Origin of the sequence: Vibrio sp. 99K-1 (assembly GCF_013114585.1) — a bacterium.
Taxonomy (GTDB): Bacteria; Pseudomonadota; Gammaproteobacteria; order Enterobacterales; family Vibrionaceae; genus Vibrio; species Vibrio chagasii_B.
On record NZ_VTXF01000004.1, the window covers coordinates 94,144 to 106,749 of the forward strand.

The 12,606-nt window shown below is 44.6% G+C and carries 9 protein-coding genes; 5 read left to right on the top strand and 4 right to left on the bottom strand.

The genetic code is table 11. The features are described from left to right. Positions 1 to 72 precede the first annotated feature (72 nt). The 4 genes from betI to F0228_RS04515 form a co-directional block, all read right to left on the bottom strand. Complete coding sequence (betI, locus tag F0228_RS04500; RefSeq protein ID WP_061031994.1) at positions 73 to 675, bottom strand: transcriptional regulator BetI; 603 nt, start codon at positions 673 to 675, stop codon at positions 73 to 75. A gap of 401 nt (positions 676 to 1,076) precedes the next feature. Then, positions 1,077 to 1,586, bottom strand: a complete 510-nt coding sequence (locus F0228_RS04505) for a hypothetical protein (protein ID WP_102425773.1) — start codon at positions 1,584 to 1,586, stop codon at positions 1,077 to 1,079. Between the two features lie 9 nt (positions 1,587 to 1,595). Next, positions 1,596 to 3,278 carry an LruC domain-containing protein gene (locus F0228_RS04510; RefSeq protein WP_171761935.1) on the bottom strand — a complete coding sequence of 561 codons (1,683 nt, stop codon included), beginning with the start codon at positions 3,276 to 3,278 and terminating at the stop codon, positions 1,596 to 1,598. Positions 3,279 to 3,504: 226 nt separating this feature from the next. Continuing rightward, positions 3,505 to 4,596 (bottom strand): alpha/beta hydrolase, encoded by a 1,092-nt coding sequence (locus tag F0228_RS04515; protein ID WP_116871170.1) that lies wholly within the window; start codon positions 4,594 to 4,596, stop codon positions 3,505 to 3,507. 451 nt (positions 4,597 to 5,047) lie between these two features. On the opposite strand from F0228_RS04515, the gene F0228_RS04520 reads away from it, so the two are divergent. From F0228_RS04520 to F0228_RS04540, 5 genes are all read left to right on the top strand, one after another. Further along, the gene (locus F0228_RS04520; RefSeq protein WP_171761936.1) at positions 5,048 to 5,752 is read left to right on the top strand and encodes a response regulator; all 705 of its coding nucleotides are present in this window, start codon (positions 5,048 to 5,050) and stop codon (positions 5,750 to 5,752) included. Positions 5,753 to 5,788: 36 nt separating this feature from the next. After that, on the top strand, positions 5,789 to 7,108 hold the full coding sequence (locus tag F0228_RS04525) for an ATP-binding protein (protein WP_171730252.1): 1,320 nt from the start codon (positions 5,789 to 5,791) through the stop codon (positions 7,106 to 7,108). Between the two features lie 199 nt (positions 7,109 to 7,307). Further along, positions 7,308 to 7,583: a hypothetical protein gene (locus tag F0228_RS04530; protein WP_061031988.1), complete on the top strand. Its 276-nt coding sequence runs from the start codon at positions 7,308 to 7,310 to the stop codon at positions 7,581 to 7,583. Between the two features lie 539 nt (positions 7,584 to 8,122). Next, positions 8,123 to 10,492 carry a M4 family metallopeptidase gene (locus F0228_RS04535; protein WP_171761937.1) on the top strand — a complete coding sequence of 790 codons (2,370 nt, stop codon included), beginning with the start codon at positions 8,123 to 8,125 and terminating at the stop codon, positions 10,490 to 10,492. Positions 10,493 to 10,604: 112 nt separating this feature from the next. Then, positions 10,605 to 12,140 carry a M28 family metallopeptidase gene (locus F0228_RS04540; RefSeq protein WP_171761938.1) on the top strand — a complete coding sequence of 512 codons (1,536 nt, stop codon included), beginning with the start codon at positions 10,605 to 10,607 and terminating at the stop codon, positions 12,138 to 12,140. The last annotated feature ends 466 nt before the right edge of the window (positions 12,141 to 12,606 follow it).

A 12,606-nucleotide genomic window follows, 5' to 3' on the forward strand; every position in this document is an offset into this window, starting at 1 on the left:
CTGCTGGTCTAGTTCGAGTATTGGGTGTTAAGTATTAGCCGTTCTAGTGCTGTTCTATGACTAAACTGTGGTCTACTTGGTATGACACGAGTAGAACGTTAGTTGTTTATCAAGGTAATCATTGATGATGGCTTTGGCTTTCTTAGCATCGATACCATCAGGGTTTAACGTGCCTCTCAGCCATAAACCATCAATCAGAGAAGCAATCCCGTGAGCAACGAGATCCGCTTGTTCATGATCCAAAATACCTTTCAATTCAAGGCGTAAATGCGAGAGTAAACGTATTTCATTCACGCGCTGTAATCGTTTTAACTGTTCGTCATGCATGGAGTAAGACCAAAACGCCAACCACGCCTTCGCGACCTTATTCTCGGCTTGATAGCCTTCGAAGTTGCCATCGATGATCGCATTGATCCTCTGTTGGTGAGCATCAACAGGGAGGGCTTTTAATGAGGTGGTGATGGTATTGGAGAGTTGGCGAAGAATTTCGCGCATGGTTTCTTCAAGCAGGCCATGTTTGCCGCCAAAATAGTGATTGATAATACCGGTAGAGACTCCCGCTTCTTTGCTGATCAACGCAATACTTGCGGCATGCAAACCGACTCGATCAATCACCGTCATGGTCGCTTGAACAAGCTGTGGTTTACGTATGTCAGGCATCCCAACCTTCGGCATTTCTCAGTCCTTTTATTTTTTATTGAACGTTCAGTTAAATATAAAATGACAGAAATTTAGTTAGGGTTCAAATGATTATTTAAAACAAACCGTTAACAAAACAACACCACCCAAACAGCAATCACAATAAAAACAACTGCTTAACATTAATTTAGAGCACTAATCAAATTCATTAAAAGTTTGAACTATGATGGTTATGGCTCAACAGATATTGATTAAAACGCCTAAGTTTTAAGCAGAAGAGGAGGTGGGCTTACTAAATGAGAGAGCCCTCTTTTCAGCTCTATTTTTCTTTGGAATAAAGGAAGGGAAAGCAGGTGAAAAATAAAAGTACCCAAATATTTGGGTACTTTACGTTGGAGATACTATCGCTCGATATTTTGTCGAGGAGCGACACGTTACTAGAAAGCCAAATGGTAACTATTGCTCGACTGATCAAGTGTGATCACCCAGCTCTGTTCTTGCTCCTTACTACTCATTGGCACCCAACGGGCATAGATCTGCTCCCAGTTGCCATTGACTTCTAACTCTACGACATCGGTGTGTGTTGGATAAACGGTTGTGATTCGAGAAGTAGGCTCCGCAACAACATCACCATTACTCATGACAAATGCTGACTCAGAGTACAAATGAAGAGCCCCTGCCGTCGTTCCCGTGTAATCCATTGACAAGCTGATCTTCTCCCCAATATCAAATGAGAAACCAACAGGCGCCACAATGTCAGACGTACTGATCGCGGCTGGTTGGATTGCTGACGCAGGCAGTTGAGCAGGCGTTGGAGACGGTGTCGCATCTGGAGTCTGTGCAGGTGATGCACTCGTGTTACCACCGCCACCTCCTCCACCGCCGCCACAAGCACTGACTATGAGTGAGAAGGATGTCATGGTGATTAATTTGCTGATCTTATTCATGCTGCTCTCCTACTCATCCGTCGCTGATATAACTTTGTTAGTGGTCGGTGCTTTATACCATTCATCATCAGTTTCACCGCTGCTGGTTACCCATGTAGGGAATGACGTATAGGCATCACTGATATCAACCAGTTCTACAGGGTGATCCCATTCGTCTCGAATATTAATAACCCATGGCATGTTATTGCTGGTTTTGAACGACTCAGAGCCTGAAGAGCTATCATCATGACTGTTGAACAAGGTGTCATTCATATCACTTGTACCTGAAAACTCTTTTAAGTGAGTTTGCCACGTCATACCCGGTGGGGTCGCAACGAAGTCACCGTGATAAGTACCATCAGCTCCAAAGATAAACGAGTCATAAGGTGGGTAACCTATATCATCACGTGATACTGGTGTAGTAAATTCCACGTACAGTTGGTAGTTAAGCACGTCACCGTTTTGTACCCCAGAACATGCACTTTGGGTTCGGTAGAAAACACAGCTCTCTGTTAGTTCACCTAAGTTTTCCAGATCCTCTCTTAGATTTTCTGACACCATCAATATCGTCTCACTGTCTCCCGCTTGTAAAATCGTGTGACCAACGGCAACGCCATTACGAGTGAGTGTGGTAGATGCTACGTTCGCAGGTAAAACATTCGGTAGTTTCACTGCATAACCATTCGAGTAGCCTGCCCCCATCGCTTGAAGTGTGTAATCTACAGTCAAGTTTTTAAGTTCTCGTTGACCATTGAGCTGCTCCGTCACTTTGTAGCGCCAAACCACATCATTGAAGTCGTAGTCACCTTTTAGTGGCCAGTTATCCTCAAAGGCGATCGTTGCGTAGCTGTTCGAACTTGGGTAGACGGTTGTCACTGTCACATCTTCATTGTTCTCTTGGACAAGCACCTCATATTTTGAGTCTGTTGTGCCATCTTCGTTAACCCCATCAACAGCAATAAATGGCGTAACTTCAACAGTAAAGATCAAATCATTAAAATCGTTGTCTCCAGTTGGACGATAAATATCCTCAAAGCCAAGTACCAAAAACTCATTCTCTGTATCCAGGAAAGCAACATTATGTCTTCTATTGTCAGCTGACGCCTCAGGGTTAAGCGCTGGATAGCTGTAGAAAGGTGTGCCCCAGCCACCAAGCCACGGGATGTTGTTATAAGATCCTTCCCAGCCCCAACCATTCGAGATGATAAAAAAGGCTAATGTTTGACCTGCCGTAAGCTGGACACTGAGATCGATGGAGTCCCCTTCTTGCATTTCCCCAACATCAGCAATGGACGTATTAGGAAACACCACGACGTGTGCGTTGATATCGTCTTTAGTAACTGGAGGGTTATTGGTATCAAAAACGAAGTAACCAAGAGTGTTACGGTAACCCGCCCCTTCGTTCAAAAAAGTGATTGTGGCTGTGGCGTACTCTGCACCGTCCAACTCATCATCAATGTCGATGCTCGAGTAGCGCTCAGGGGCAATAAAAGCGCTGTTGACGGTGGTACCTTCAGGCAACATCGAATAGACGTTGGTTAGCACGTCTTGGGGCAGTGATGCTGACACCGAATACGTATTATTAGGTTTACCTTTTTCTGAATAGTTGGACGCATCCGCGCCAGATTCAAACGTTAGATCCGCCGTGGTCAACGCCATCGCGACACATGGCACCAAGCAACTCGGCAGTATGACTGAATTCCAATTTCTCATTCTGTTCCCTCTTTCACTAGCCTGAAACGTGTAAAGAGGAGAGGAGCAAGTATAGTGCCGAAAGATAAAGTCTTTCATAACAAAGATTTACATTCGAGCTATTCATTTTTCTCAATTTGAGAATGAAGTTGAAATGGAAACAAAAACCACAAAAAAGGTTGATAATGACAAAGCCACTATCAACCTTTAGCAATCGGTGGATAACGATCAGTTGTCGTCCCCAAACTTACTCAATACGGGTAATGAAACTGTATTTATCAGAGTCCGCTTTCGTCATCCAATGCTCACCAGAAGCTGGGGCTGAATTTAGGGTAAACATATAGAAAGCGATCCCTTTGTCTCCCATCACCTTCTTAAAGTAAGTCGCTTGGCTGCGATGGCTCTCATTAGTGTAAGGAAATTCTTTCGCGGTTTTATCTCCCTCAGCCCAACTATGCACACCAACCTGCTTATTCTGTTCAATGGCTTTACTGGTGTCTGCACGTTGTAAAATACGTGGGTAACCCGCTGCGAATAAGTCCGTACCACCCGAGAAAACCGACCCTCTTGGAGTCACGATGGTTGTCATCTTATTGCTATGGATCATGCGTCCGGTGTACATGTTGATTTCATCATCGGCACTCCCGCCAATATGATTATCGAACTTTAATGTCATATCTCGGCCTTGAGATAACTTCACAATATCAAACAGCTGAGAATAGGTTGATGCGCCTAACGTTGAGTCAATACGCTCACCAACACCGGGCTTATTAAATCTATCTCGGTAAAAGGCTTGAAAAGCGAACGAAGTAGTAATCGTGACTTTGTTATCTTGTAGAGAGCGGGTTAGCACCGTAGAGCCTAGCGTTGTCACGTAATCTAACGCTTCGGTATAGAACTCAAATTCAATAGGCCGTTTTCTGTCACTAGTTGTCGTTTGGATTAACGTGGTTTCATTCGACACTGAGCGCTGTGCAGCATTGCACTCAAACGCATCATAGAAGTTGCCTTCCTTGTAAATGCCACAGGTATCGACTCCAGCATCGGGAAGATACACATCAATAGTTTGTCCTAGCCGGTCGACAAGCCTGATAACTTTCTGCTGCTCACTTATATCCTCGGCAAACATCACTTTCTCGTACTTCACCCCATCGTAAGTCAGTCTGAAGGCTTCTTGGATCTCTTCTCGCTCTTGATACAACTCTCCTAGCTTGGCCGATGAGAACACGTAATCGGCTTTAGGTTGAGGTAATTGTTTCTTCATTGTGTTAGAGCCAGACTGGCATCCAGCTAACAGGATTAATGGTAATGCCAACAACGCGTTTCGATAGTACTTCATGCAATGATTCCCCAAACGTAAGATGGGGAAATTCTATTATTTAGACTTCAAACTATCTGTCGTGGGAATGTAATAGAATGTACAGCGACTGATACTCGAAAAAACGGGACTGCCTCCAAGCTCATTGAAAGTCACCCGAGAGTTCCAAGTATCCCATTGGGTAGGCTTAGTGCACCTACCGCCTTACATCTAGTCTCTTGAAATAGAACCTCACCATTAAACCCATTCGAAAATTGGGTTTGGTGGCGGCCAGTCTTACATTTGAACAATGTTTTTTATTTTTGTTATAAATGCCAATTCAGCATTGAACTAACTTATAAAGTGTTTAATCATTTGCATCAGGTATTTTTCGTGAAGCATTCGAACCGAATATGCAACTATGATTATCCTGGCAAGATAATTGCACTCATGAAATCTCATAAGTTAAACACACGATAAGGCTGATAATGGAATGACAAAACCTAGAATGATCATCGTGGAAGATGATTTGAAGCTTCAAAGAATGTTGCAAGACTACTTTATCGCACAAGACTTTGACGTCTCGGTACTCGATGATGGCAGCTGTGCTGCACAGACTATCCTCGCTGAACAGCCAGACATTGTCTTACTGGATCTGATGCTTCCTGTAAGCGACGGACTTACAATCTGCCGACAGACGCGTACACATTACAAAGGTAAAATTCTGATGCTCACCGCTAGCGATGACGACTTTGATCATGTCGCAGGCTTAGAGACCGGGGCTGATGACTATGTCACCAAGCCAATCAAACCAAGAGTTCTGCTTGCAAGAGTTCGTTCATTATTACGCCGCCAAGACGCTAACACCGCTTCAGCCGATGACTCGGACAGCCTACAGTTCGATCAACTGTTGTTGAAAAACACCTATAAGAAATGCGAACTAGCGGGTGAGGTTTTGTCACTTACCGACAGTGAATTTGACCTACTCTGGCTATTAGCGAGTAACCCAGATACACCACTATCTCGTGACTATTTAACACAAACGTTGCGCGGCATTGAGTATGACGGGATTGATAGAACCATTGATAACAAGGTCGTACGCCTGAGAAAAATACTGGGTGACGACCATGCGCCAGCAGAAAAAATTCAGACCATTCGCGGTAAAGGTTACTTATTTGTTTCCACCGCTTGGCATTAACCTCGCTCAGTACGAGCGTAATGAAAGAGAACAATTATGCGACGTATCTATTTGGAGTCCCTAATAGGGCTGTTAGTTTGTTTTATGGCAGGTATTATCGCCTATGAAATCAGTGTCTATCAGCTCAATACTGACTACGAATATGTACTGCAAGATTATGAAGCGGCAGCCCATCAACAGCTGATAGAAAACATCGCTAAGAATCAAGGGCTTGAAGCTGCTCATCAAGCGATAAACCAGTTTGTCGAAACCACACGAAATAAACTGGTGATCCTCAGCCCACAAGATGAAGTACCAGGTCCCGTTTCACAATTCTTCATTGCTCATCCAGACACCTTTATCTTTCATGATGACGAACGTGACCTGTGGTTTCGCTTAGCAAGTAGTGACAACACTTACCACTACCTCCCCAACAGCGAAGCGTTTGTTAGGCAAAAGATAGAGTTAGAGGATGATCTTATTTGGTTGTTCTTTTTAGGAAGCTTTATCTTGTATGGCTTATGCCACGTACTGATCATATTCCGCCGAGTTAAAAAGCTAGAATCTGCCACTCTCAGCTTTGCAGAAGGAGACCTCTCTTCGCGCGCTGAAACCTCAAGTGGCATTGCGATTGGATCATTGAACAAGTCCTTCAACCTCATGGCCGATCGGATTCACCGCTTAATTGAAAGTAATCGCTCGCTCACCAATGCGGTCGCTCATGAACTACGCACACCAATATTTCGTATTCAGTGGCAAGCTGAAATGCTGAAAGACACGCCGTTGAGCGAAGAACAAGAGAAAACCATTGAGAGCATCGTTGAAGACACGGAAGAGATGGAGAAGATGGTTGATGAGCTCTTGTATTATGCCAAGCTCGATAGCACTGAACTCGAAAGCCTACAGCAGCCATTGGAAATAAAAGACTTTCTCAAGCACGCGACGACGCGCTGGAGCAAAGAGACCGCGCTCAGTATTGACCTTTACTTACCAGAACACGAGCAATCGATAGTGGCTGACGAAACCCTGCTCAATCGTGCATTGGATAACCTCGTACGTAACGCAATGAAATTTGCACGCACACAGATTTCAATTGAAGTAACTAAACACCAAGAGCAGCTGCAAATCGCGGTACACGACGATGGTGATGGCGTTGCAGAAGAACACCGAGCACACCTATTCGATCCCTTTTATGTTGGCGACAAAGCACGTAACAAAGCGAAGAGTGGTCATGGCTTAGGGTTATCTATCGTCCATAAAATCTGCGCCCAACACCATGCAACCGTCCAAATTGCTCAAAGCCCAAGTTTGAAAGGTGCGGTCTTCACCATCACTTTTCCACTGTGTAACGAAGCAGCTGACAAAGCCATACAGTAACGACAAAACACCTCTGAAATAATGCTCACATCGGTTGGGAGACACTGTCTCCCTATCCATTTATTCGATCTAGATAACCTTGGTACCACTATTGATGGCTTGTCACTTGAGTGCGGCGAAGAACCGCTCCGACGTTCTTTATGAGTCATGAGTGCCAAAGGGTAACCCTCTAGATCCCAATTATTCTAAAGGTATGTTTATGAAAAAGTTATTAGTTGTTTTGGGCATTGTCTCTCTTGCAGGCTGTTCAGGTATTAGCCACAACGATGAAGTGTACACAGCGCACGCCGAAAGCTTCAACATCGTAGGCTTCCAAATTCCTGGTAACACACAAGATCGTGCAATGGAACTGGTTCCTGAAGGTGCAAGTGTTGATACCATCCGTTCAACAAACTCTGACACAAGCTCCGCCCTTGGTATCATCAACCGTATTATCGGTATCGACTACGTACAAGTTGGCGGTAAGAAACAGTAAGTTGCCAGAGCTTGCGTAACTTTAAACGCTAGCGAACCCAAGCAAGAATCTTCAAACCAGTGGCATTCGTCGCTGGTTTTTTTATTCCTGGCGTTTTGAGCTCTGTGCCAAAGAATTCCTCAAAAAGCGCAATGCAAAATAAATGACAAATTAGGCAATAACCCTCTAAAAGATAAAAACTTCGTCAAAACTGTTCTTAAAATCAGCTAATAGCCGAAACGCGTAACGTACTCCTCCCAACCATTTACCCTTCTATCAATTTAAGCTCGATTAATTGAGGCACAGATCAATTCACGTGAAGATCTTATTTCGCATAAAAAAGTATCAGTTAATAAAAGTGTCATGGTTTTATAAATAAAAAATATAAGCACATCGAAAAATAAACATAAATCATAACCATCTGTAAATACGAGAAATATAGATTTCATGAATAAAATAGAGCCCTGCCATGCTACTAATTAATTCGATCGAATAATGTAAATTCAATGTGATATTTTTGTTACGTTTTCATGGATTTTACATGGAAAGAGAAAATAACAATGAAAATGAAAAAGCGTTTAGTTGCCGTTGCTATAGCGAGTGCTATGTCTTTATCCGTACACGCGGGTGAATCCGTTAGCATTAATCAACCTATCAACTTTACTAGCTTTTCTGGGTTAAATACTCAGCTAGGCGTCAGTAATGCCTCTAGCTTCAAGATGGTTAAGGAAGTTAACCTGAAAAAGCGCGGTATCTACAAAGTTAAGATCCAGCAAAACATTTGGGGGACGCCGGTTTGGGGACACTACCTAAACGCAACCCAAAGTGTTCAAGGTGGCGCTCTTAAGTCCGTTCAAGGTCGCTACTTAAAAACCACCACTCTGGAGCGATCTTTCGTTAAGCCATCCATCAACAGTGCTCAAGCTGTTGAACTGGCGAGTAAAGACCTGAAAGCCCAGAGCGTAGCTAGCAAATCACTAGACAACGTACAACATGAGCTGTTTATCTACCAAGGCGCGTCGAAGCAAGGTGTTGGAGCACAAGGGGCTGATAAGACACGACTCGTGTACGTGGTTTCTTACCTTGTGAAAGGTAGCGAAAAGCCTTCACGCCCATTCACTATGCTCGACGCTCATACGGGTGAAATCATCGACCGCTGGGAAGGTATTGCTCACGCTCAGATAGGGACAGGCCCTGGCGGTAACGAGAAGACTGGCATGTACGAATACGGCACCGACTACCACTACCTTGATGTTCAAGAGAATGGCACTGAGTGTGTGATGGAATCGGAAAACGTTGTCACGGTTGACCTAAATGGCGCAACAGACGGTGATACTGTTTACAGCTACGAATGCCCTCGCAACGAACATAAAGAAGTGAACGGAGCTTACTCTCCTCTGAACGATGCTCATTACTTCGGTAACATCGTTTTCGACATGTATAAAAACTGGTTCGATACAGCACCACTCTCATTCAAACTCATGATGCGTGTCCACTACGGCTCTAGCTACGAGAACGCATTCTGGGACGGCAAAGCGATGACCTTTGGTGATGGTGAAAGCTTCTTCTACCCACTTGTGAGCTTAGACGTGTCTGCCCACGAGGTGAGCCACGGTTTCACAGAGCAAAACTCAGGTCTGATCTACGCAAACCAATCTGGTGGTATGAACGAAGCATTCTCTGATATGGCCGGAGAAGCAGCAGAATACTACATGAAAGGCACCAACGACTGGATGGTGGGTCGTAACATCTTTAAAGGTGACGGCGCTTTGCGTTACATGGATGACCCATCGCGTGACGGTTCTTCCATCAACAACGCATCGGAATACTACGACGGCTTAAACGTGCACTACAGCTCAGGTGTGTTCAATAAGGCGTTTTACCACCTAGCAACGGCACAAGGTTGGGATACCAAGAAAGCGTTCGAACTTTTCGTTTTAGCAAACCAAATCTACTGGCAGGAAAACAGTGATTTTTGGCAGGGTGCGTGTGGCGTGAAAAACTCAGCCACTGACCTTGGTTACAGTACCGAAGATGTGGTTTCCGCGTTCGCACTGGTTGGTGTAACACCATGTGATGAGCCACCACTACCGCCAGAGCCTGAATATCAGCGTCTAGAAAATGGTGTTGAAGCACCAGTGGCTGGTGAAACAGGTTCCAAGACTTACTTTGATATCGAAGTACCAGAAGGCCAAAACAAACTGACGATTGATCTGGCTGTCTCTACGGGTGATCCAGATATGTATGTCGGTCTCGATTATGCACCAAACCCACAAGAGAACATCTGTAAAAGTGAAAGCGTGACAGATGAAGTCTGTGTTATCGATAACCCAACAGCTGGTCGCTACACCGTTAACATTCTGGGCTACTCAGATTACACAGGTGCCAACCTGAAAGCGTCATACGAAGCTGGCAGCACTAACGTACCACCGGTATCTTCGTTCGAACACACTGTGGTTGGCAAAGAAGTCGAACTTCGCAGCACAAGTTCAGATAGCGACGGCCAAATCGTCTCTTACCAATGGAACCTTGGCGATGGCAACACGCAAACGGGTGAAGTAACTCGCTACACTTACGCTGAAGCGGGTGACTACGTGGTAACACTGACCGTCACTGACGATGCTGGCGTTGCAACATCAACAAGTAAATCGGTCACGATTGAAGGCGACTCTGCGGAAGGTTTCCCTCTAAAACTGAAGTTCGGTAATAAGAATCCGAATGGCAAAGCTCGCGTTAAACTCGCATGGGATTACGACACAAACGACTACTTTGTGATTAAACGTAACGGCAAGAGTGTTGGTGCAACAGACTTCAACTCATACGTCGATAAGTTCCGTCACAACGGTACGGTAGATGTGGAGTACCAAGTATGTACCTCAAGTGATGTTTGTTCAGAAACCAAGCACTACCGTTTCATCAAAACACAATAATCGATAGTTAATTCAGGGCTCCGAAAGGGGCCCTTTGACTATGTGGGTAATGAAAATCCTCATAGCTAAAACAATAAAAAAAACAAAAATATAACGATAAAAAGGACATCAAATGGCTATTCAAAAAAGTATCCTCGCTATGGCTCTGTTTGGCAGCGCTACGGCTTATGCATCTTTAGGAATCACACCGCCAGAAAACTCTGAAGTTTGGATCACAACCGATGCAGACGCTCAACACCTGATCGTGGAACACGGCGCAACGGTATACCCAGCTGTGAATGGAAACAAACACTCCATCGTTGCAAAAATCAACGCAAAACAGTTGGCTAAACTATCTAGCCACATGCACGAAGAAACCCACCGCTGTGGTGGCTACATGGTGCATGAAAACAAGGCTAGCGCATTGAAAGCTGCCGCAATGCCGCTGACAATCAGCACCTTCGAAAAGCCGACGATCAGCCACCAAGATACAGTGAATGATTTACTCGCTCAGGTTGAGCCAAGCAATATGGTTACGACCATCGAAAATCTAACCAACTTCACCAACCGTTTTTATACCACTTCTACGGGTGTTGCTGCTTCAGATTGGCTGCTAGAGCGTTGGAAAAGGGAAATCAAAGATGTGCCATACGCCTCAGCACGCCAAATCACGCACGCAGAGTATCCGCAAAAATCGGTCGAAGTCACCTTACTTGGCGCGAAGTATCCAGAAGAGATCGTTGTCGTTGGCGGACACCTTGATTCAACCGTAGGGTCTTGGACAAGTGAAGGCACTATTTCCCCGGGGGCTGATGACGATGCTTCTGGTATTGCTACCGTCACAGAATCGCTGCGTTTGATGATAGCTAGTGGTATTCAGCCAGACAAAACCATCAAGTTCTATGGCTATGCAGCTGAAGAAGTGGGACTGCGTGGTTCACAAGATGTTGCTAATGCTCTGAGAGACGAACAAGCGAACGTTATCTCTGTACTTCAGTTGGACATGACTAACTACAACGGCTCCGCGCACGATATTACCTTCATCACCGACTACACCGACAGCAACCTAACGGCTTACCTGAGCGAGTTGATTGATACCTACGCGAGCGACATCAGTTACAGTTTTGACCGTTGTGGTTATGCCTGTTCCGATCACGCCTCATGGCACAACGTTGGCTACCCTGCAGCTATGCCATTCGAGAGCATGTTCAACGATTACAACCCGAGCATCCACACGCAGCATGATACGTTAGAGAACTCAGATCCGACGGCAACCCATGCCTCGAAGTTCGCGAAACTGGCGATTGCTTACCTCGTTGAAACCAGCCTTGATTCACCCGTTACTGGGCCAACAGAGCTAGAGCCTGGTGTCCCTGTTGGCGACCTATCTGCTGGCTATGGTGAAGAGCAATTCTTCAACTTTACAACTCAGCAAGCTGGTCAGTTAACGGTAACTTTGACTGGCCCTCGCAGTGGCGATGCCGACTTATACGTCAAATATAACGGTGTGGCATCAAAATCAAACTTTGACTGCCGCCCATACCAGAACAGCAGCAACGAACAATGTGTATTAAACAAACCTGCGGGCGAATTCAGCATCATGGTGCGCGGCTATCGCAACTTCAGCGATGTGTCTATCATCGCTAACTTTATTCCTGAACTTCTCTAGGGCTGACTAGCTAAACTCAAGCATGACACGGCTTACTGCCAAAATAACCAAAACAAACGCAGCCGACCTGGCTGCGTTTTTTGTTAGAGAGACTGAGGAACTTGAGAGCCAATACTATTTTACGAAAATGAGTTAATTTAAGTGTAAATAGAGAAATTCGTTTCACCTAATAATGACCATAAATATATTACGCTTATTTGAATCAGTGAAAACCACTCTCACATATTAACTTAAAGAAAAGCTAAAATAGAAAAATCTTAATTAGATAATCCTTTATTAATTCTATTCTCTCCTCTCTATTATGGGAATCAACAACTCAGACCAGTAAGAAAGTTTAAATAAAATTAAACAAACTTTCATTTTATGATTTATTTAAAGTAAACAAATGCCATAACCTTATTTTAATTAAGGGCAACAATCAACGAGCAACCCCATACACACCAAGGCATAAGCAATAAAATCAGCA